The organism is Candidatus Poribacteria bacterium (genome assembly GCA_009839745.1).
Taxonomy (GTDB): Bacteria; Poribacteria; WGA-4E; order WGA-4E; family WGA-3G; genus WGA-3G.
This window is the reverse complement of the sequence record VXPE01000044.1, coordinates 1-21,436: the sequence shown is the minus strand read 5'-3', so window position 1 is coordinate 21,436 and position 21,436 is coordinate 1. Positions and strand designations below refer to the sequence as shown.

Below are 21,436 nucleotides of genomic sequence, written 5' to 3'. Positions count from 1 at the left end.
AAAAGGGTTCTCTTTCTTCAAAAAATTCAGAAATTAATTATCAAACTCACGTTACACACGTCCGGAGTCTGCAACCTTGCTCTCTGCCCTTGTCTTGAATACGGCCGTAAAATCGCTCACCGAAAATGAGGCAGACGCGGTGAATTTCGATCGTCTAAAGGCGTTCTTAGCTAATCTCAAGATAGCCGATTTTGCGTGTGGTACCGGAGCATTGCTGAACGGTGTGTATCAGCAGCTATTGGGGCTTTACGAGCAGAACGGTGGAAGTGGACGAGACATCCATAGACAGATGGTAGAAAACAATCTCGTAGGATGTGATATTCTACCCAATGCCAGTCACCTTACTGCTTCTTTGATTGCCAGTAACTTCCCGGATATAAAGATTGGAAAAACCCGGATTGATGTGATGGGATATGGGACCCAGCGCGCGGATGGCCGATATGCCTTAGGAGCGTTAGATCTGATTGAGAATCCAGAAGCGACATTTTCATTAGGGTTGATAAATACGCAGCGGATTCGAGGTGATGCCTCTCAAGATAGTGATTCACAACACGGCTTTCGGCATGGTGAAATGAATATTGTCGTTGACAATCCGCCGTTTACGCGTGTCGGTGCAGACAATAACGCCGTTGATCCCGATGTACCAACCACAATATTTGGTGATCGTGATCCAGCTATTGCACGACGGATGCAACAAACCTTACGAGGCATAGAGGACTCGATAGGAAATAGTAGCGCGGGATTCGGTTCCTATTTTGTCGATTTAGCAGATAGAATGCTAAAACCTAACGGACAAGGTGTGATGGGATTCGTACTCCCTATCACCGTCTTAACGTCTCCGAACTGGCAGAAAGTACGTGCCTTATGGACACAAACCTATCATGATGTGGTGGTTATAACAGTTGCAGATGCGAAAACTGAAAATTGTTCATTCTCGGCAGATACGAATATGGCAGAGTGCCTTGTTATTGCTATTAAAGGGAGAACTGGGAATACCGGACGTGGAACGTTTATCTGTCTCCACCGCAGACCAGATAGCCATTTAGAGGCGGTAGAGATAGCGAAAGGTATCCAGCACCTTGAAGATGTCAGACGATTTGAAGAACCCCCTATCGGTGGAAATCCTATCAAGGTTGGAGATGAATTAATAGGCAGTGCTTTAAATTCTCCCCTAAAGGATGTCTGGACTGTCTCACGCATTCGGGAATTTAGTATAGCTCAGTGTGCGTACCAACTCGCGAACGGGCATATCTGGTTTCCTCAGCAGCAAGAGGGGATTGAAATTTCTATGACTTCTGTAGATGCAATTGCGACAATTCAGTCTTATGACCATCGTAGGGAATCAACGGGCCCCTTTGATATAGTAACCGGATCCTCGAATGAAAATTTATATCCGGGTTTGTGGCATGTCAATTCTGAAAATCAGCGTGCTTTGCTTGTTTCGCCAGATTGTCAGGGAATTATCCGTTCTGATTCTTGGGACAGAGCACAAAGGGTTTTAGAAAATATTGGGCGTGTTCACCATAATGTAGCGTTACGCTTTAATACGAATTCCTTAGCAGTCCTCTTCACAGATGTCCCAACTATTGGGGTCAATTTGCTCCCGACTGTCAAATTTGATAATCCTCTGTATGACTATGTTTGGACTTTGTGGGGCAATTCAACATTAGGATTTTTGTGCTACTGGATGCATTCTAATAAGCGGCACTCCGGGCGAGGTCAGATTCGTCTAAATGCTTTACGGGCAATGCCAACGTTGGATATCCGCGAACTGGACGATACTGCTTTGCAGAACGCTCAGCGAATCTTTGAAGAACTAAAATATAAAAAGATGCTTCCGTTTAACCAGATGGATGAGGATGAGGTGCGTCATGAGTTAGATCGTAGGATGTTATCTGAAATACTTGGTTTCACGGAGGGAACACATCCCGAGGTCCATGCCGGTATACACAGGCTCCGACAACGGTTGTGTGCAGAACCGAGCATACATGGCGGTAAGAAATCAAGGGTTGTTTTGTAGAAAAAAGTTAACAAACAGAGACTACAAAGGATCGTCTACGAAAGGATAGAGGAATATGGAATTACAACAGTTGATTTATTGTGAAGCCTTGAAGTTGGTGGAGGAAGCAGGTCTTTGTATTGAGGAGCATAAGAAGGATTTATATGTAACTTTACGTGAACTGTCTCAGTGGATAGATGAGTCAGGCAGAAAGGACCATACCCTTAAACGTTTCATTAAAGATTGTCCTGAATACGGTTTCCAGGTAACACGGTCTAAATGGCTGATTCGCATCAAGTACCTGCCTTATTTAGTGAGCCGTTTTGGGATTGGTAGAATAACGGATAAGAAAGTGCGAGATAAAATTCGTGAGATTCTAGAAAGATTTGGGTTCTTGATTCCCGAACATCCTCCACATCGAGTGTATTTTATAACATTCCGTGGTAAAAGGGACCAGAAAAAATATTGTAAAGTCGGGATCACTTCCACCGCTATGGAAACGCGTTTTAACTCAGTTCGTCAACAGATCCGTTCGCTCACAATGGAGGATTCCCTTGAAATTCTCGGTGAGATTGAAACAGATGATGCCGCAAGTTTGGAATCGCTAATCAAGGAACAATTTGCTTCTGTTCGTGCTGATACTTTCATAGGTAGTTCAACAGTCGGGAAAAAGGAAATTTATGAGTTGAACCGCGAGTTATATCAGTTCATCAAATCTAATTCCACAATTTCTCAAAAGGCATCAGGATGAACTGGAAAACTGTCAAGCGAATCAAGGTGATCGAGTTTTTAGGATGCTTTATCCTTCTCAATATAGCGTGGACGACAAGTGCTGATGAAACGGCACTCAAGAATCCAGACGGCTCATGGAAGTGGACGAATCGACTCATCCATGAGACCAGTCCTTACCTGTTGCTCCATGCGCATAACCCCGTGGAGTGGTATCCATGGGGCGATGAAGCAGTGGAACGGGCGAAGCAAGAAAATAAGTTAATTTTTCTCTCTGTCGGATATTCCACGTGCTATTGGTGCCACGTCATGGAGCGGGAGGTCTTCTCAAACCCAGAAATCGCTGCCAGGATGAATAAAGACTTCATCAATATCAAAATTGATAGGGAAGAGCGTCCGGATCTCGATGAAATCTATATGACGGCAACGCAACTCCTGATTCAGCGGGGTGGATGGCCCAACTCCGTCTTTCTCACGCCTGATTTAAAACCGTTTTATGCTGGCACCTATTTTCCACCGACAGATGTGCCCGGCAGACCAGGGTTTCCAACGATCCTTGATGCAGTGCATGAAGCATGGATAACACGAGAAGGGGAAGTCATTGAAGCTGCAAACCAGATTTCAGATACTATTGCATTGGCGACCAGTAGAGGGTTTACGACCCTCACTGCTACACCGCTGGATAGATCGCTTACTGCTGCTGCGTTGGACCATCTCCGGACCGCCTATAGTCATGCCTACGGTGGATTTGGAGGCGCGCCGAAATTCCCAAGCCCCGCGAATCTCGAATTTTTGCTAAGTGAATACGAGCGGAAATCGGGGTTACAAACCCCTCCCACAGAAAACGAATCTCTTTTGAAGATGGTGACACATACGCTGGATATGATGGCTTACGGGGGGATGTATGACCAGATAGGCGGCGGATTTCACCGATACTCTGTTGACGAAAAATGGCTCGTTCCCCATTTTGAGAAGATGCTTTACGACAACGCACAATTGGCGAAAGTGTACCTCCAGGCACATCAACTAACACAGGAACCTCGCTATCGGCGCATTGCTGAAGAGATCTTCCGTTTCGTTTTCCGAGAGATGACAGCACCAGAGGGCGGATTCTATTCAGCATTGGACGCTGAGACGGATGCCGAAGAAGGAAAATATTACGTCTGGACTGCCGATGAGATTCAGAAGATCCTCGATAAGAAGACAATGGCACGTTTCGCTGCTGTTTACGGTGTTGATAAGGGACCTAATTTTGAAGGGCAAAATGTTCTTTATGTGCCTGAAGGCGCAGCAGCGGAGAATGCTCTCAAGGAAGTGGAATCGGCAAGGGAGAAACTCTTAACGGCACGTGCGAAACGAGAATATCCCTTGTTGGACACAAAGATTATTGTCAATTGGAACGGTCTGATGATAGATGCCCTTGCTTACGGTTATCAAGTGCTTGGTGAAGAACGGTATCTTGTGGCGGCATCAAAAGCTGCTAAGTTCATTCTTGACACCCTCAAAAAACCGAACGATGAATTGTGCCATACTTATACTGCGGGTGTGGTGAAACAGGATGTATATCTTGATGACTATACCTTTTTTGTCCGGGGTTTGCTTGGATTGTATCAGGCTACGGGTGATGAAGAGTGGTTGAATTCAGCGAAAAGACTCACCGATGCGATGATTCAACTTTTTTGGGACGACAAAAACGGAGGGTTCTATTACACGAAGGCAGATGCGAAACACCTTATTGTGCGAACGAAGAAACCTTATGACTCGGCAATTCCGTCGGGTAATGCTGTCGCCGTCTCAAATCTATTAGCATTTGGGGCGGATTATCGGCGTTACGCTGAAGAAACGTTGCGGATCTTCGCGAAATCTATGGCACAGAGTCCTTCGTCTTTCATGTATATGCATTTTTCCTTAAACCGCTATTTGATCGCAGGAGAAGAACGCGATGCTGCAACGCCTCCACTCGTAACGGCACTCGGTTCTGAAACGTCCCCACGCGTAAGTGCAACTGCTGAAATTAAATCCCAGAGTAACAGCGTATTTAATGTGACGCTCCGACTCAACATTGCTTCAGGGTGGCATATTAACGCGAACCCCGCGGGTCAAGACAATTTGATCCCGACCACAATTACAGTGGACCCAGATACTCCGTTAGAAATTGTCGATATAGCGTATCCGAAAGGGAGATCGACACGCTTTGAATTTAGTAGTGAGTCCTTGAATGTGTATGAAGAAAGTCTCACGATTCCGTTGCGGTTAAAGCGGAAACCGAATACGAAGCACGACAAAAACGTTCCAATGACGCTACAACTCACCTACCAACTCTGTAACGAGACGGAGTGTTTGTTGCCGCAGACAGTGGCTATTCTGTTAGACTTACCGTAGTTTTACCTGTGAACTGTGCACTCCGTACACAATAAATGTGCTTACAGAGCATGCTTTCACGGTTTTCTTGATAATCAGGTTTTCGTATGGTATAATAGGATTAATTATTAACCTTACGAACCCTAACTATTGCTGTTAGGACACAGTTTTTACTTTAGGAGAAACTTTACATGAGAACCTTTATTTCAATTTGCACCGCCCTGCTTTTTTTGTTAATGGCGAGCCCTCTCGTCTTTGCCAGTGTTGTTGAGGATCCTGTGCTCTATCTCAATGCCGCTGACAACCCTGCCCACCCGGATGCATGGGAAAATCTCGGCACTGAAGGCGGTGAATTGCTTGCCACAGATAAACCAATGAAACTCGAAGAAGGCGAAATTAAAATTCCTGCACTCGGTGTCAATGAACCGAATTCGAAGTATTACACAACCACGGAGTCCCTTTCAACCTTTGGCGGTCCACCCGCAAAAAACACACCACTGTTTTTCGAGGACTGGACCTTGGAATTCCTTTGTAGACGCAATGGTGATTTTTTTGTTGAAGAACACCATTTCGCCGGTTTCCAGAACAGTCCACGGGAAGGTCAGCAGGGGATTCGGCTTTGGATAACCGGGGGTCAGAATTTGGATACTTCTATCCATGCTAAAGGGAGTAAGCAAGCGGTTCAACCGCTTAACATCAAACTTGAGGAAGGCGTCTGGACCTGGATAGCGGTCGTCGGCACGAGTGGCAAGTCGATTGTGGCGTATCAAGACGGTAAAGAGGTCAGCAAACAAGCCGGTTTTGAATTCGATAAGAAATTACCGATAAACGACATTTCAATCGGTGCAAATTCCTTTGATGAACGCCGTCGAACTTTCAACGGATCGTTCGCAATTGTCCGCGCTTATGATAAAGCACTGACCGAAGCGGAGATTAACCAAAACATTTCTGGCGCGTTTGCTGTCGATCCGGCAGACAAACTTCCAACGGTTTGGGCTAAAGTAAAACGCGGCTATGAATAGTAGCGGCATAGAGAACAGGCTTTGATGTTGATTACTATCCCAGTCTGTTGAGATACGATGATAATTCTTATTCATTGCCGTTCTCTGCTACCTCTATAGCGCATCGGTATGCGCCCGAATCTTCTGGAACGCGTCTAAAATCTGTTGCATATCATCTGTGTCTCCCAGAAACAGAGAATGTGTGAAACTACAGACCTCTTCTCTATACACCCTTTCGGCGTTTGGACAATTGAGTGTGCTGTAGTCAATCGCTTGATCCCCAAGGTATTTGCGAGGTAAGCCGAGTTGATCAAAGAGCTCAGGATTGCCGAAAGGACCTTCGTTGTAAATAGGTTCACCATGGGCACCGACACCACACGAAACACCTTCTGCGCGGAGTGCCTCTAAGAACCGGTCGCGTGAAACACCACCGAACTCCTCAGATACAAACCGAAAATCCCAATAATAGAAACACCATCGTGTGACGCGCCCATCGCGCGGGATCGGATGGAGTCCGTCTATCGCCTCCATGCCCTTGGAGAGGTATGCAATATTGCGCTCGCGCGTCTCTATCTGTTCTTCAAACCGTTCGAGTTGATTCAGCAAGAGCGTGGCTTGGAAGTTGGTCATCCGCATATTCAGTTGTGCGAATTGACCTGCCTTTTCTGCGAGTGTTTCATCGTTTGTCAGCACCATTCCGCCTTCGCCACAGGTGAGTGTCTTTCCCATCTGGAAGCTGAATGCCCCGAGATGTCCGATTGAACCTAATCCTTTTTCGCGCCACTGTGAACCGTGTGCATGCGCGCAATCCTCAATCACTTTGAGATTGTGTCTGTCAGCGATCTCCATAATCGCGTCCATGTCTGCGGGGTAGCCGCCGTTATGCACTGGGATGATCGCCCGCGTTCGGGGTGTAATGGCTTTCTCAATTGCATCGGGTGCGATGTTGTAGGTGAGTGGATCGATGTCAACGATGACCGGCACCGCATTGACGCAGACAACCGATGTCCCAGTTGCCACGAATGTCAGGGCGGGAACGATGACTTCATTACCCGCGGTAATACCAGCCGCTTTTAGGGCACATTGCAGTGCTACTGTGCCATTTGCGAGTGGGATGCCGTATTTGGCATCTTGAAACGCCGCAAATTTTTCACCGACTTCATCGACTTTCTCGCCTCGGTTCCACGCACCGCTCCGCAGGGTCTCTAAAAGTGCGTTTTCTTCGGTTTCATCGTAGATGGGCCAACTTTTCCCTAAACTGCCTTTAACAATAGGATCGCCGCCATTAAGTGCCAATTTTGCCATATCTCTGTCTCCCTTGTTATCTGCTTCGTGTTCGGTTGGTTTGATTTTAGCAGGGCACCCTTTTTTAATCAACCTGTCTGATTGCGTTCGTATTGCAGTGCTGTAGCATTCTGCTTGCAGATTTCACCAGAATCCGCTATAGTAATCTTTGGAAACCCGAAACAGTGTGTAGACTATGGAATCGATAAATCCGACCCTCACAGCAATAGACGGAATCACCGTAGGGCATGCCACCAATTTAACGGCTCGAACAGGGTGCACGGTTGTTCTCTGTCCAGCGGGAGCAATGGCAGGTGTTGATGTGCGTGGTGCTGCCCCCGGCACGCGAGAGACAGAGGCACTCCGTCCGGGACGTTTGGTCCAAAAAGCACACGCCGTCTTGCTAACAGGTGGAAGTGCCTTCGGCTTGGATGCCGCGGGTGGTGTCGTCCAATATCTTGAGGAAAAAGATGTCGGTTTTCCGGCAGGTTCTGTGCGTGTGCCAATCGTTCCCGCGGCTGTTATCTTTGATCTGGGGGTTGGCGCGGCGAAGGTCCGTCCTGACAAAGAGATGGGGTATCAGGCGTGCCTCAACGCTACGGATGAACCCGTAGTGATGGGGACTGTCGGAGCAGGCACAGGTGCTACAGTCGGCAAAGTACCCGGCGTTACGTCTGCTCCAGGAGGGGTGGGTTCAGCGTGTATGCGTCTCGACTCTGGCTTGATCGTTGCGGCAATTGTGGTTGTAAATGCGCTTGGTAACGTTGTGCATCCGAGGACAGGTGAGATTCTCGTGGGTGGAAAAGAGAACGACAATTTCGTAGACCTCACGGAACGACTCTTGGATGCGAATTTAGTGCAGGGAACGAACACGACGATCGGGGTTGTGGCTACAAATGCGACACTTTCCCCCGCAGAGGTCCACCGGGTCGCAGAGATGGCTCACGATGGGATGGCACGTGCGATTCGTCCCGCGCATACGATGTTCGATGGAGATACGCTTTTTGCGCTTGCCACAGGTTCACATACCGGAAGCAGTGTAAATACTGTTGGTATTCTCGCAGCGGAAGTTGTCGCAGAGGCGATTGTTAACGCTGTGAGGACGAGATAACCTCGCCCCTACATCGGATACCCTTGCATTGCTGCTGGGATGTCGATGCCGAACTCATTCAGAACTGTCGGGGCAATATCGTACAGACTTTTGGGAGCAACCAGCCCTTGTGCTTGTTCCCCATTTTTTATGATGAACATTCCCATCTCGGCGTGGTTGCAATCGTCAGGACCCGTGTCGTTCTCGTAGGTATAGATGCTGTTGTATCCCACGCTGCCGACTGAACGCCAGAAAAGATTACCGAAGTAGACGATCAGATCCGGCGCGATGTTTCGGCATTCTCGGTAAACCTCTTCAGGTTTGAAAACGCGTGTGCCGATGTTAACTCCCACCTCGTCTACAATTGCTTCGAGGTGCGCCTTCAATTCATCGCGGACGTTTTCATAGTCTCCCGCACTAACAGTTCCATGCGGTTCTCTACCTTCAACGTTTATGAAAATCCGCCCATAGTACCCGCCTTCACCCCATACCTTTGTTTTTTCCCAATCCACTAAATCCGCTGTCCATCGTGTAATTCCTTGCGGTTCGGTTTTAAGCGTCAAATAACCGTGCTTTCGGAGCCATTCATTGATGCAGATACCCCCGTCCATCCGTTTGGCACCATGATCAGAGACAATCATGACCGTGGTGTCTTCATCTACGCACGCTAACGTTTCTCCGAGTTCGGCATCGAGGGCGCGATAGTAGTTCCGCATCGTTTCCGAGAAAGGTGAGTTCGGTTCATACTTTGGATGCGTTTTATCCCAAAACCGCCAGAAAGCGTGCTGGAGTCGATCCGACCCCATTTCAACCATTGTAAAGAGGTCCCAATCCTTTGTTTCAAGCAGATAGCGTGCGAGCTTGAAACGTTCGGCGGTCATTTTGAGGAGTTGTTGCGCCAGTTCGGCGCGCCGATCGGTCCGAAAATTCGGTATATCAATCATGTAATCGCTTGCGACTTGTGCAATTTCCCGCGACAGTCGCCGGGGAAAGGTCCATTGCGAGTTGAGATTGGGGGTGAGGAAGCTCGTGACCATCCATCCTGGAAAGGGTTTCGCCGGATAGGTGAGTGGCACTCCCAAAACCACAGATTTCTTTCCTGCTTGCCCTAACAGATCCCAGAGCGTTGGCACCTTGATGGCGTGTGCGTTGGCGATACTGAGTGCGTCGTAGGAATAGTCCTTGCGGTTGCGAAACCCATAGATGCCGAGTTCACCCGGATCCCGGCTGGTCATCATGCACATCCATGCTGGCACGGTGATTGGGGGAATCGTGCTTTCCAATTCGCCGTAGATACCTTCTGCCATCAAACGACGTGTGTTGGGCATATCAGCTTTAAAAGCATCAAAGACCAGTTCAGGAGCGGCACAATCCCAACCGATAATGAGTACCCGTTTCTTCATTTTTTTAACCATTAAACTTAGTCACCGTTCTACTGCATTTCGCGATGGTTTATGGCTTGCGATCGGTATTCACAGGTGGTTCGTCGTTGTTAAGGAACCGGTCAATCGTATTTCTCGTTGCCGGGCGTGTCCGAAAGTCCGCAACCCACGGTTCACGGAAATATGCCTGCTTTTCACGCGATAAAGCGGACAGAACTTCAGGCGGAATCGGTAGACGGTGCCAATGTGTTGCGAGATGCGCGTAGGCGTTTAGCACTGCGACACGCGGTGTCTCTCGTTGCCACACGGGACCGGCGTGACACAGGTTTTCCGTGAAGAAGATTGCACTGCCAGCGGGACATTCGTAGGTCATCAGAAACGGGCTCCGCTTCCCTTCCTCTAACGACATGTGGTCAGGATGCATCGGGAAGTTGGATTTGTGGCTCCCAACGATAAAGTGCGTCCCACCATCCTTTTTGGAAATATCTGTGAGTTCAAAGACGACACGCACCATTCCGGCGTGAATCTGTCCGTTGTTAACACGATACCCGAAAATTGGATCTGCCTGTCTGGGTCCACCGCCATGGAGTTCACCGTGTCTCTGCCCTTTTTCGCGCCAGACAGAGTAACTGTGCTCTAACCGGATCTCGGGTCCGATGATTTCATGTAGGACCTCCAGAACTTTGGGATGATCAATTAGGACGCTCGTGGGACCACCCGGGACGGCACGGTGTTCCGGCGGTAAAGATTCTTTGTTGTGATGTATCTGGTCAATCTGATCAACGATTGCCTCTACTTCGTCCTGTTCGAGGATCGCAGGACGAACGAGGAATCCAGTTAAGTCAAATCGAAATTTTTCTTCATCAGTCATAGGTGATATCTCCTATGTTGTCTTTATGGTAAAGCGTAATTGGAAAATTATGCCCAGCGTGGATTTCTTCCACCGAACCGCTGTTCGCTGATATTCCATAACTCCGACAACCCCAGTTGCCGGATGTGATCCAGTCCGGACAAACATGGATCGTTTACGCGGGTGAGCCACCGTTGAAGGTCCGCTTCGAGTTCTGTGCGGAGGTCTTGCGAATCTTCGTCGTCAATGAGGTTGTTCATCTGATACGGATCGTTGTCGTTATCGTAAAGCAGCCACCCCGTTCCGTCGTAATGACGGGCATAAGTGTAGCGATGCGTGCGGACACCACGCCACTCGCGGATACCGAAGTTGAAACCTTCACTGCCGTGCAACGGGACTTCAAGTAGGACAGATTGTGGTTCGTCAATCGTATTACCAAGCATCGCTTCTGAGAGGTCGATCCCCTCTACGCCTTCTGGAATCTGCAAATCGCACAGCGACAGCATTGACGGCATAAAGTCAACGAGACTGAGCAAGGTGTCGCGAGTAACACCTGCTGGGATTCTGCGGGGCCAGCGGATCATGAAAGGAATACGGGCGGATTCTTCCCATGGACGTTCTTTTCTGACGTGTCCGTGGCTACCGAGCATATCCCCGTGGTCAGAGGTGTAGACAAGGATCGTATCGTCAGCGATACCGATGTCGTCGAGCGCAGCCATCAAACGTCCGAGATTTTCATCCAGCGCAGTGATATGCGCGTAGTAGCCGGAAAGATCCTCCCGGGTCTCCGGTGTATCCACGGCGTTCGGACGCAACTGAATCTGGTCTGGTGGATACATCTCCTTGTAGCGTTCGGGCACGTGTGGGTATGGGTTATGTGGCGGTCCCCAACTCATATAGAGGCAGAAGGGTTCATCGGCATGTTCTCGGCAGTAATCAATCGCTTTATCGGTTTGGAACTCCGGTTCGTAACCATCAATCTGGAACCGATTGCCCTCGGAGTCGTGATACGGGGCATTGAAATAGTCGTGGTGACAATTCCATCCGATCCAATGATCGAAGCCAAACCGCATCTCAGGTGTGATGAACTTGTCTCTCGGCATGCCGCCGAGGTGCCATTTACCGATGTAACCCGTGGCATAATCCGCTGCTTTGAAGACTTCCGCAATGCCGGTCTCCGTCAAAGGAAGCGGCAGATCGTTAGAAACGGCTTTGTGGTTCAAAGGGTATTTACCTGTCATCAGGCATCCACGCGCCGGCACACATATCGGGACATTGGTGAAGGTATTCGGAAAAAACATACCTTCCTGTGCGAGTTGATCCATCGCAGGCGTTTGGACTTGCGGGTTGCCTGCGCATCCAACATCACATTGGCGATGCTGGTCGCCGAAAACAAAGATTAAATTGGGTTTACGTTCCATTTTTTTAATTTATTGCTCCTGGGCATCGTTCCACTTCGTTTCACGATGGTTTCTGGTGAATCCGATCTAAATCTGCTGCATCCATGTGTAAATTTGGCGAAGTGCGCCTTCACTCTTTGTCCACAACGCCTTTTTCAGTGGCGAAACGACCTTCGTGTAACTGGCGAAGTCTGTTCGGACGGCGCGATACTGTTCCTTATGCGCAATTAACCCTGTGTTCTCTGGCGGCGATGCCCCGAAATCCACCCATTCGTATTGCTCACAACACGCCCGTGTGATAATGTGGTGGAAAATCGCGTTGTTAGGGCGGTATTTCAAGAACGCTGGCACGGATGCTTCACACCACAACGTTACAGTCTTATTGAAGTGTAGATAGAGCAGTCCTGCGATAATTGTGCCGTGATATGTGGCAATGGCAAGCTTGGCGATTTTCCGATCCAGGAGGGCTTGCATAAACGCACGCGGCTTCGGGGTGCCCCCTAACCGTTTCACTGTCATAAGATACATGTCGTAAAACGTGGATAAAGCCCCTTCACTGTCTGTATCCGTGACTGTCACGCCCGATTTCTCTGCCTTTCGGACCGCGCCCCGGACCCGTTTATTGTAAGCATGCCAGAGGGATTCAACATCTCCGTCTGTTTGCAAAAGATGTGTGAAATGGTTTGTCCGTTCGTAGCCCATTTCAGTGAAAAGATCACCGTCCCTCTTGGTGCACTTAGGGGTCAATGTCCAACGGATTTCACACCACCCCTCTGTCGCTGCTGTGGCTTCAATGGACTTTATCAGGGTTTCAGGGTTAATTTGCGTTGATTCAATAAGGTGGATACCCCCAAACAGATTCCACGGCATTGAGTGCCATAGACGGATACCGGGTATCGGTTGAAAAACGAAGGCAGGCAGCCCACCTATCACTGCGTCATCTTGATTGATGAGTAGGTAAGTTGGGGTGAATTGGCTGAATGTGGTCGCTAATGCATCCCGCCACGCGAGGCTTTGGAAGGCGGTCATCTCTGGACATTGCCGAAGAATAGTATCCCACTTCTCCTGATTTTGAGGGGTCAAAGGATCTAAACTATACATAAGCACTTTAGTGTTATGCCGCCAATGCTGCGAAAAGTGCCTTGATGTAGCCGACAGAATAAGCTAACCCAACATCACCCTCCAATTTCGGGATGTGATCGGCGTTGATGCATCCGTCAAATCCGACCTTTTGGAGTTCTCGGACGATTTTGAAGGCGTTCATATCCCCGTCATCGAGCAGGACTTCCTCAAACGCACCGGCTGTTGCGAGGCTACCGCGGACGTTCCGTAGGTGAACCATGAAGATACGTCCTTTACGTCCGTAGTTGTTGATTTCGTCAAGGACAATCGCACTCCCGCCGGCTTCCGCACGCGTGCCACAACAATAAAGATAGCCAACGTTTCTGCTGGGGAAGGTGTCCGTGACACGGTGGAAACCGAGACTGCCGAGCGGTGTGTCCGGATTCGGCACGTCTGACGGATGAATCGCGAGTTTTATGTCGTATTCGTCGGCGATAGGGACGAGCGCACCGTAGACTTCGGTGAAGCGTTTCCACCATTCGTCGAGTGCCTCCATCGTTGGGATAGCGGGTGGATCTTGGGTTGCGGCACGGCTTTCGCCGCGGGAGGTATAACCACCTCGATGGACGGATGAATAACGTGTCATGAGGTAGTCAAACGTATCCCCCCAAAACCGCTGGCGTGCAATAGGGACTCCGGCTTCCGCGAAAACCCGGAGGGCGTTACACGTGTTCTCTAATTCCTTTTCGCCATCGGGTTGACCCTGCATAAACTTTTCTGTGATGTTCGGGAGTGTCACGCGGTTGATGTCGAGTCCCCACGAACGGATCCGTTTCTTGATTTTCAGGACTTCGTCCAAGTCGGGGTAACCCTGCTCTTCAACTCCGGGGAAGGCGTTACCGCCTCCAAAGTCGATGCAATCTGCACCGAGTTGTGTAACCTGTTTGAGGTAGCTATCTGAAAGTCCAACATCCCAGACTGAAATTCTCATTTTTTAATTATTCCTTGCGGTTCGGTCAGGTAGGTTAATGATTTCACGTGCCTTTCCGTATATCTAAAGGAAACACCCAAGCCAAAACCCCTCCGCTACGCTTACGGGCTACGGGTCCGGCAGAAAGTTTGATAGTGTGCTAAAGTCTGTAAAGTTAGGAAGTAATCAACAACTTTAGAACACTTCCCAACTCTCTTAACTGAAAACTGATCACTTTTCCTCATCTTGCCATTAAAGGGGCAACGGAACAGATTGTCCGCTCTCAACAGATTGGTATGCGGCTAACGCGATTTCAGCGGCAGCACGACCGTCTAACCCTGTGATAGGGGGTTGTGTATCGTTACGGATTGCGTCTACGAAAACGCGAATCTCTTCTTGAACGGGCGGCGGCACGTTAATATCCGCCACTTTAATCTCTCGTCCTTCACCCTCAAAAGGTTTAATCTGGATAGTCGCATCGCCCCCCCAGGTCTGTGGAAAATAGATGGAACCGCCTTCACAATCGACGCGTCCGCCATACCCACCGACAGCGGAGACATGACTGGAGTGGAGCAATCCAACGGCTCCGTTTGCAAATTGCAAGGAAGCCAGCACGACATCAGGATAGTCGCTCTTATCGGGTCCGTATTGTCCGCCGGCGGCATAGACAGCAGTGACATCACCACACGTCCACCGCATAAAGTCTATTTCATGGGCGTTGATTTCCATGAGGGTCCCACCAGACTTCGCACGTTCCAGTCGCCACGGGGTGTGACTATATCCGCTGCTCCACGGTCCGCCGATGCGATGCACCATCATACAGGCGGGGGCACCCAGTTCTCCACTCTGCACGATTTCGCGAACAACGGAATGTGTGCCGTGGTAACGACACACCAAACCGATCGTAAGTTTGACCCCGTTGTCCGCTGCGGCGGCAATCATGGCGTCGCACGCCTCTAACGTAGGTGCCATCGGTTTTTCGGAAAAGACGTGTTTGCCTGCGTTCGCCGCATCGACTGCCATTGGTGAGTGCATAAATGGGGGCGACGCAATTAGAACCGCACGAATCCGATTATCGGCGAGTAATTCATGGTAGTCTAACGTATAGGACACACTAAGGTCTGTCGCGAGTTTTTCAGCCAGTGCCGCTTGCACATCGCTGACGGAGATGACCTCTATTCCCTCAACAGCGTCTGCACTGGTGGCAAGGCTTCTGCCCATGCCGCCGCATCCGATAACACCAATTCCAATCGTTTCCATTTTTTAAACTTTCCTTGCGGTTCGTTCAGGGAGGTTTCTCACAGAACGTTCCTGTCCGTATATCCAGCCCGACGCGATGCTTGGGCTTACACGTTTTGGTTATCTATCTCCGTCTTGCTTTGATATGTCCCCATGTAACGCTCAGTTTACTTGAAGAAGGACTGACATCAAGCCCTGTGGCTTTCATGTTGTTCTGAACTTCCGCTGCGCTCAGAACACGATCATAGATACGAAATTCGTCAATATATCCTTGGATTGTATCGCAATCACAGCCATCTGACCGGTCCCCTATGCCGAGAAGGAGTCCCCCTTTTGGTAGTTTTCCCCCCTTCATGGCATACTTTTTTTCCTGTTTTCCATTCACATAATAGTGAACCGTTGCGCCATCATAGGTGCCTACGAGGTGCAACCACTCCTCAAGTGGAATGTCCTCCAAGACATTGTCCTGTGCTGCCACCGTTGATTTGCCGCCCGCTCTGACGAAAAACCCGTGTTGGTTGTCGTCATCGTCGTAATAGAGACTCGCGACTGCGGTGTTCGATGGCATATCGTCAAGTGAGATAATCCGGTTCCAACTGTCGTCCAAGGCGTTGATATAGACCCAGCATTCCAGCGTAATTTCCTCCCAGTCACGATCGATTTTCGGTGGGGTTGAGTCTTCGACGAGGAAGCGGTCAACACTGCCATCAAAAAGGACGCACTCGCCCACTTTACAGTCGCCGGCAGGTGCGAGTTCAGGATCCCCGTGGACGGCAGCAGCGAGTCCTGACAAGATATCGACCGCCTCAGTTTTTATCTTTACCGTGTCTTTGTCAAAGGACCAATAGGCGATCAAACCATCTTCAACCGCACCAGTAATGGCATCGGCAGGCTGGGCGTTCCATAGGAGGCACGCGAGGAGGAGCAGGACGAATGCGCGTTTGGCATTCGCAAAAAATGTAAGGGATCGCGAATTTTCCACAAAATGTCTGCTCTGAAAATGGACATTGTTCTTTACACACATGATTCATTCCTCCTTTTATCGGTTATTGACTATCAACTATTCTAAAACATATCGCGCATGGCACGTTCGCGCCGATCGGCGATTTGACGTTCACGCTCTTCGTCAGACATCTGACCGTGTTGTTCAGCGACAATGGGACGATATTCAGCAACCTCACTTTTGCGCTTGAACACTCGGAAGAAATCGAAACGGGTCAAGGTTGGTGGAATGTTCCCCGGACATAGTGAATGTAGTCCAACATGCACCGAATTTCCCATACCAACATTCGTTTGTCCGCAGCTTTTCCATTGGATGCCATCGCCACTGGCGAAAGCTGAGAACTGGTTTCCTCTGCGTTCCATACGTAAAAAGAGTTCACGTGCCTTTCTGAGTCCACTGCTGCGTCCGCGTAAATGAAATGAGCGTCCAACGTGACGTTCAAATCGGACATCCCCTCTAAAGGCATGGGGTCCCGAGGTTTTCTCAAGTCGAAGGAATCGGTTCGGATTTTTCCAAACTAATAAACCACCGTGTTCCTTGAGTTGAGACGAGATTCGCATGCGGGTTTCAATGGCGAAGTCTCCAGGAACTTCCATGAGAAGACGCGGGGCACTCATATCGCCGCTTCTGCCATCTGGACCGTGCCAAAGGTCTTGTCCGGGTTCAGTCCGCATTTCTAAGTAGCCTTGGCGTTCTGCCCAGGAACCACCGCCTTTCGGATCCTCCCATCGCCATTCTGGACGCATACGGTTTCCGATGAATTCATCTTCAAATACCATCTCTGTGAATTCACCAGAAGATGCCCATCCTTCAATCTTCACAGCCGAGATAGAATCCCCGAAGTTTTGGGGTAATAAATGGAGGTTCGGTAGCTCCTTTTTGTATTCCGAGGGTTCCATACGGATGGGTAAGGCCATGCCCTCAAAGTCAGGGTGTTCGTAAAAGACGACCTCCGCCCCGTGTGAGGGGAAGTCGGGTCCTTTGAAGATACGAATTGATGAAATTCTGTCTTCAAACCAAGTCCTGCCTTGGGCATCTCGTAGGTTGGCTATATCGCGCAGGATGGTTATTTTTCTACCCCGGAATTCGACGTGCTCGTAGCAGTCCACGATCAGCGGGATAGTCCCCCACTCCGGGCCAACCACTTCCAGCGTAGAACCGAAGTTGATTGATGAGATTCTGTCTGCGAAGTTGTAAGCAGTATCGTGCAGATTCGGATAAAACCCAGGTCCGAGTGCCAATTTTTTACCGCGGAAGTTGCGATGCTGGTAAAGGATAACTTTGTAGTTCGGATTCGATGAGAAATTCGGACCCTTATAGACCCGAACAGAAGAAATATTGTCTTGAAATCCGATGTCTCGTGTAAAAGGAACAGGCTCTACGACATATCCCATTCTGCCCCGAAAATTTGTATGTTGGAACACTTCAACAACGAGGCGCGGTATGACGACTGGCATTTGTTTCTCCTTTTTTTAGGGGTATCGGTTATCGGTTTTCAGTTTTCAGTTAAGGGGTTTCGTTTAAAAGTTGTCTTTTGGGGCTGACGATTGTTAACTGTTAACTATTTTGAGAGTTGCCTCGTAAATTTGAGCATATCCACTCCGATCAGATGTGAATACAACGTGCTTGCCGTCTGGGCTGAAAGACGGGTGTGGATGTGTATGCTGTGGTGCGTAAACATAAATCGGACCCTTGGCATACGGAAACAGTCGGCTCCAATGTTCACCAATAGATGAGGCGTTAGGGTAGCAGAGTGTCTGCGGTTCGCCAATACCATCGCGTGGATCAAAAATTTGGATACCGATATCTGGGAAATTGGTATCTGCTACCATCAGTGTTCCAGTAGGATTACTAATAGCATGCCATGCGTTGAACGTTGTCACCTGTCGACCTATTCCAGTGTCAGCATTGACACATCTCACGCCGTGGGGCCAATCGACGAAAGCGAGTTCACGCCTCCCTGGAATCCACGTCTCATGTGTGATCCATTCGTTCTTTTCGATGTTCTGGTCATAGAGACGACGATTGCCGCTTCCGTCGCGCTGAATTACCCACACGCGATCGGTTAGGGGACCCGCATAGTAGAGCAGGTTGGCGTCATCGGGACAGAACTGAAGATGTCCGACGCTGTCCCGCCGTAGGATTATATCGTGTTCGCCGGTGTCTGTGTCTATAATGGCGAGTGCGGCTTCTTTCCCAATCTTGAATCTAACAGCCCACCATCGATTATCGTGACTCAGGGCGGTTGTGCCCATCGCGGCGGCGACCATACCTTCGTCCTGCATCGTCGTTGCGGCGAAATTGACGAGTTCATGCTCCTCAAGCGTCTCTAAATCTACTTTCCAGCCGCTTGTCCCTGCTGTGAAGTAGACCGCTTTTCCATCGCGCGAGGGATGCACCGACCACTCCGAGAGGTTAGGTCTATCTGTTAATTGGCGAAGTTCACCCGTGCTCCGGTCTTCTGCGAATATCTGCGGGGTCCCTGTTCGGTATGAGACAAATATCAGCCGCTGCATCGCATCGTCATACGCAGGGATGATGAAGAATGGATGATGGTGCATCGCAGACGCAGTCGTCACCTGCCGAATCTGTGTTCCGGTGCGTTGATCGACAAAGGATCGGGATTCAGATGGGTGAATTGTCCCTTTCGCCATCTTTTTAATTTTCCTTGCGGTTTGGTTAGTGTGCTTGCGGGTATCACGTTCCTTATCGTAGATCCGCCTTCCACTTCGTTTCAGGCTAAGTTTTTGGTGCTAATTTACGGCATTAAAACCTTTAACAAAATGTCTATATATCTTTGGGGCTACCATAGTTATCGGTTGAGGAGACACTTGATTCGTAAATGTGCCTCTTAACCTTAACCATCAGCTCGCCTCTGTGATAAATGTTAGAGCACGAGTTGATGGTTAAAACTGATAACTGACTACCAATTTATTCCTCGAATGCCGCATCGAAGGCAACAGCAGAAGGTTCAAAATCATAACCCTTAACGGCAGCACACGATTCACGGGCACCGTGTTCTCTGTCCATGCCACTGTCTTCCCATTCAATAGAGAGTGGACCGTCGTATTCCATGACATTGAGGGCACGGATAATCTCTTCAAAGTTAACGTTGCCGCGACCGATGGAACGGAAGTCCCAATTTCTTCGGGCATCTCCGAAGTTCAGATGTCCACCGAATACACCCGATAAACGCGGTGTATCTGACCACCAGACATCTTTCATGTGGACGTGATAAATCCGGTGGCTCAATCGTTCAAGGAATGCCACATAGTCAACGCCTTGATAGCCGAGATGGCTTGGATCGTAGTTGAATCCGAACGCTTCTCTGCCGTTAACTGCTTCCATTGCGCGCTCTGCTGTGATGATGTCGAAAGCAATTTCGGTGGGATGAACTTCGAGTCCAAATTTGACACCGACTTCATCGAAGACATCAAAGATTGGGTTCCAGCGGTTGGCGAAATCTTCAAAACCCGCATCAATTTGTGCTGGGTCGTTCGGCGGGAAAGAGTACAATAGATGCCATATCGAGCTACCGGTGAATCCATTGACGACACTAACGCCGAGTTTCGCTGCAGCACGTGCTGTGTTTTTCATCTCTTCGGCGGCGCGTTCTTGAACACCTGCGGGATCTCCGTCGCCCCAAATACCTTCTGACACGATGCCTTGATGTCGGCTATCAATATTATCACAGACTGCCTGTCCGACGAGGTGATTGCTGATGGACCAAACTTTGAGTCCGTATTTCGCGAGGAGATCGTGTCTGCCTTGGCAGTAGCTATCATCCGCGAGTGCCTTATCAACTTCAAAATGGTCGCCCCAGCAGGCGAGTTCTAAGCCATCATAGCCCCATCCACTCGCTTTTTCTGCTAATACCTCTAATGTTAAGTCTGCCCATTGGCCTGTAAAGAGTGTTACAGGTCTTGCCATAATAGTGTTGCTCCTTCATGATGACCCCGTCTTAGGGGAATGCCTTGCCCGGTACTGTGCTGGTAATCCAGAAGGATAGTGAGACAGCAGAGTTTTTATTGTTGAACTGCCAGACATGGCAAAAAAAATTGAAATTAGGTTTGCGCTTTCAAACGTTCGAGTTCCTCTCGGAGTTCCGCGAGTTCCGCCTTTGCCTTCTGACGTGCGGTGGTTTCTTGTTCAGCACGTATCGTTTGCTGTTCGGCGCGTGTTTCAGCCGTTTCGGCGCGTGTTTCAGCCGTTTCGGCGCGTGTTTCAGCCGTTTCGGCGCGTGCTAATGCTAACTCCGCGTATGCTAACGCTGACTCCGCGGGTGTTTGAAGCCAATTATTCCCAACCGGATCGTAAATACCTAAACCTACATCACCGACATAGAAATCTAAACCGAGGGCAGTGGAGTGCAAACCTCCATCTGAACCTGCCGAAATCGGAGCATACAAACCATCAACCAATGTAAAACCCATTATAGGGGATGATAAATATAGCCCCTCGGCATCATATAAGAAATAGTCTTGGATCCCCAGTGAAGCATAGAGTTCCATCTTGCGCCCCAAGTCGTTGCGATACGTGCCTTTGCTGGAAAACTCCATCGCGAAATCAGGGACTTTCCCCTCTTTCCAGACGAGATAACTCCGCCGGGGCTTCTTACCTAAGCCAAAAGCGACCAGCACATCCGGTGAAACCGATTTACGCGGGTCTCCTTCCACGTAATACATGAGTATATCGCCAGAAACATAAACTTCCGGTCTTTCTTCAAAATGTGCGTCAAGGACTTGTAATGTCCGCATAAGAATACGTCTGTGAAGGTCGCTAACCGCCATAGGTTTTCCATCCGAGTCAGGATAAAGCTCATCGTCCTCTGTAGGGGCGTAAGGGATATGCGTCCCTTCTTTATGGGTATGCATTGGGGTCCCTCCGTTTTCTGTGAGATGCCTGAATACACGATCATTTTGTTCTATCAGGACTTACGCAGTTTTGATCGTAGTTTGCTCTACTATATTGCGATCCACTCAAAAACGAACACAGGCACGGACACAAACTAAATGAAGTTTCAGAATTTAATTCGGTAATAATCCGACATAACGTAGCAGTGCCTC

The 21,436-nt window shown here is 49.2% G+C and carries 17 protein-coding genes; 5 read left to right on the top strand and 12 right to left on the bottom strand.

The annotated features are described in order from the left end of the window. Nucleotides 1-139: 139 nt before the first annotated feature. The 4 genes from F4X88_07460 (at nt 140) to F4X88_07445 (ending at nt 6,111) form a co-directional block, all read left to right on the top strand. The gene (locus F4X88_07460) at nt 140-2,020 is read left to right on the top strand and encodes a hypothetical protein (GenBank protein MYA56114.1); all 1,881 of its coding nucleotides are present in this window, start codon (nt 140-142) and stop codon (nt 2,018-2,020) included. A 55-nt stretch (nt 2,021-2,075) separates the two neighbouring features. After that, a complete protein-coding gene (locus tag F4X88_07455) occupies nt 2,076-2,750 on the top strand; it encodes a hypothetical protein (GenBank protein ID MYA56113.1) in 675 nt (224 codons plus the stop codon). Continuing rightward, complete coding sequence (locus F4X88_07450; GenBank protein MYA56112.1) at nt 2,747-5,110, top strand: DUF255 domain-containing protein; 2,364 nt, start codon at nt 2,747-2,749, stop codon at nt 5,108-5,110. The genes F4X88_07455 and F4X88_07450 overlap by 4 nt, the downstream gene beginning before the upstream one ends. Before the next feature lie 170 nt (nt 5,111-5,280). After that, nucleotides 5,281-6,111, top strand: a complete 831-nt coding sequence (locus tag F4X88_07445) for a LamG domain-containing protein (protein ID MYA56111.1) — start codon at nt 5,281-5,283, stop codon at nt 6,109-6,111. Nucleotides 6,112-6,204: 93 nt separating this feature from the next. On the opposite strand, the gene F4X88_07440 is transcribed toward F4X88_07445, so the two are convergent. Next, on the bottom strand, nt 6,205-7,395 hold the full coding sequence (locus F4X88_07440; GenBank protein MYA56110.1) for a DegT/DnrJ/EryC1/StrS family aminotransferase: 1,191 nt from the start codon (nt 7,393-7,395) through the stop codon (nt 6,205-6,207). 184 nt (nt 7,396-7,579) lie between these two features. On the opposite strand from F4X88_07440, the gene F4X88_07435 reads away from it, so the two are divergent. Further along, nucleotides 7,580-8,485, top strand: a complete 906-nt coding sequence (locus tag F4X88_07435) for a P1 family peptidase (protein ID MYA56109.1) — start codon at nt 7,580-7,582, stop codon at nt 8,483-8,485. Between the two features lie 8 nt (nt 8,486-8,493). Here the strand turns inward: F4X88_07435 and F4X88_07430 are convergent, their stop codons facing one another. The 11 genes from F4X88_07430 to F4X88_07380 form a co-directional block, all read right to left on the bottom strand. After that, nucleotides 8,494-9,879 (bottom strand): phosphodiesterase, encoded by a 1,386-nt coding sequence (locus tag F4X88_07430; GenBank protein ID MYA56108.1) that lies wholly within the window; start codon nt 9,877-9,879, stop codon nt 8,494-8,496. 37 nt (nt 9,880-9,916) lie between these two features. After that, complete coding sequence (locus F4X88_07425) at nt 9,917-10,717, bottom strand: hypothetical protein (GenBank protein ID MYA56107.1); 801 nt, start codon at nt 10,715-10,717, stop codon at nt 9,917-9,919. A 47-nt stretch (nt 10,718-10,764) separates the two neighbouring features. Continuing rightward, entirely contained in the window at nt 10,765-12,117 is a 1,353-nt protein-coding gene (locus F4X88_07420) for a sulfatase (protein ID MYA56106.1), read from the bottom strand. Nucleotides 12,118-12,183: 66 nt separating this feature from the next. Then, nucleotides 12,184-13,197: a peptidoglycan bridge formation glycyltransferase FemA/FemB family protein gene (locus F4X88_07415; protein ID MYA56105.1), complete on the bottom strand. Its 1,014-nt coding sequence runs from the start codon at nt 13,195-13,197 to the stop codon at nt 12,184-12,186. Between the two features lie 13 nt (nt 13,198-13,210). Beyond that, nucleotides 13,211-14,149: a TIM barrel protein gene (locus F4X88_07410; GenBank protein ID MYA56104.1), complete on the bottom strand. Its 939-nt coding sequence runs from the start codon at nt 14,147-14,149 to the stop codon at nt 13,211-13,213. A 231-nt stretch (nt 14,150-14,380) separates the two neighbouring features. After that, entirely contained in the window at nt 14,381-15,388 is a 1,008-nt protein-coding gene (locus F4X88_07405) for a Gfo/Idh/MocA family oxidoreductase (GenBank protein MYA56103.1), read from the bottom strand. 103 nt (nt 15,389-15,491) lie between these two features. Beyond that, on the bottom strand, nt 15,492-16,391 hold the full coding sequence (locus tag F4X88_07400) for a LamG domain-containing protein (GenBank protein ID MYA56102.1): 900 nt from the start codon (nt 16,389-16,391) through the stop codon (nt 15,492-15,494). A gap of 41 nt (nt 16,392-16,432) precedes the next feature. Further along, nucleotides 16,433-17,827 carry a DUF1349 domain-containing protein gene (locus F4X88_07395; protein ID MYA56101.1) on the bottom strand — a complete coding sequence of 465 codons (1,395 nt, stop codon included), beginning with the start codon at nt 17,825-17,827 and terminating at the stop codon, nt 16,433-16,435. A 93-nt stretch (nt 17,828-17,920) separates the two neighbouring features. After that, on the bottom strand, nt 17,921-19,024 hold the full coding sequence (locus F4X88_07390; protein ID MYA56100.1) for a hypothetical protein: 1,104 nt from the start codon (nt 19,022-19,024) through the stop codon (nt 17,921-17,923). Between the two features lie 277 nt (nt 19,025-19,301). Next, a complete protein-coding gene (locus tag F4X88_07385; GenBank protein ID MYA56099.1) occupies nt 19,302-20,300 on the bottom strand; it encodes a sugar phosphate isomerase/epimerase in 999 nt (332 codons plus the stop codon). A gap of 134 nt (nt 20,301-20,434) precedes the next feature. Continuing rightward, a complete protein-coding gene (locus tag F4X88_07380) occupies nt 20,435-21,244 on the bottom strand; it encodes a Uma2 family endonuclease (GenBank protein ID MYA56098.1) in 810 nt (269 codons plus the stop codon). Nucleotides 21,245-21,436 lie beyond the last annotated feature (192 nt).

What these genes read in the sequence shown, in the direction of transcription:
- F4X88_07455 (MYA56113.1), top strand. Translation starts at nt 2,076, where the DNA reads ATGGAATTACAACAGTTGATTTATTGTGAAGCCTTGAAGTTGGTGGAG.
- F4X88_07450 (MYA56112.1), top strand. Translation starts at nt 2,747, where the DNA reads ATGAACTGGAAAACTGTCAAGCGAATCAAGGTGATCGAGTTTTTAGGA.
- F4X88_07445 (MYA56111.1), top strand. Translation starts at nt 5,281, where the DNA reads ATGAGAACCTTTATTTCAATTTGCACCGCCCTGCTTTTTTTGTTAATG.
- F4X88_07440 (MYA56110.1), bottom strand. Translation starts at nt 7,395, where the DNA reads ATGGCAAAATTGGCACTTAATGGCGGCGATCCTATTGTTAAAGGCAGT.
- F4X88_07430 (MYA56108.1), bottom strand. Translation starts at nt 9,879, where the DNA reads ATGGTTAAAAAAATGAAGAAACGGGTACTCATTATCGGTTGGGATTGT.
- F4X88_07425 (MYA56107.1), bottom strand. Translation starts at nt 10,717, where the DNA reads ATGACTGATGAAGAAAAATTTCGATTTGACTTAACTGGATTCCTCGTT.
- F4X88_07420 (MYA56106.1), bottom strand. Translation starts at nt 12,117, where the DNA reads ATGGAACGTAAACCCAATTTAATCTTTGTTTTCGGCGACCAGCATCGC.
- F4X88_07415 (MYA56105.1), bottom strand. Translation starts at nt 13,197, where the DNA reads ATGTATAGTTTAGATCCTTTGACCCCTCAAAATCAGGAGAAGTGGGAT.
- F4X88_07410 (MYA56104.1), bottom strand. Translation starts at nt 14,149, where the DNA reads ATGAGAATTTCAGTCTGGGATGTTGGACTTTCAGATAGCTACCTCAAA.
- F4X88_07405 (MYA56103.1), bottom strand. Translation starts at nt 15,388, where the DNA reads ATGGAAACGATTGGAATTGGTGTTATCGGATGCGGCGGCATGGGCAGA.
- F4X88_07400 (MYA56102.1), bottom strand. Translation starts at nt 16,391, where the DNA reads ATGTGTGTAAAGAACAATGTCCATTTTCAGAGCAGACATTTTGTGGAA.
- F4X88_07395 (MYA56101.1), bottom strand. Translation starts at nt 17,827, where the DNA reads ATGCCAGTCGTCATACCGCGCCTCGTTGTTGAAGTGTTCCAACATACA.
- F4X88_07390 (MYA56100.1), bottom strand. Translation starts at nt 19,024, where the DNA reads ATGGCGAAAGGGACAATTCACCCATCTGAATCCCGATCCTTTGTCGAT.
- F4X88_07385 (MYA56099.1), bottom strand. Translation starts at nt 20,300, where the DNA reads ATGGCAAGACCTGTAACACTCTTTACAGGCCAATGGGCAGACTTAACA.
- F4X88_07380 (MYA56098.1), bottom strand. Translation starts at nt 21,244, where the DNA reads ATGCATACCCATAAAGAAGGGACGCATATCCCTTACGCCCCTACAGAG.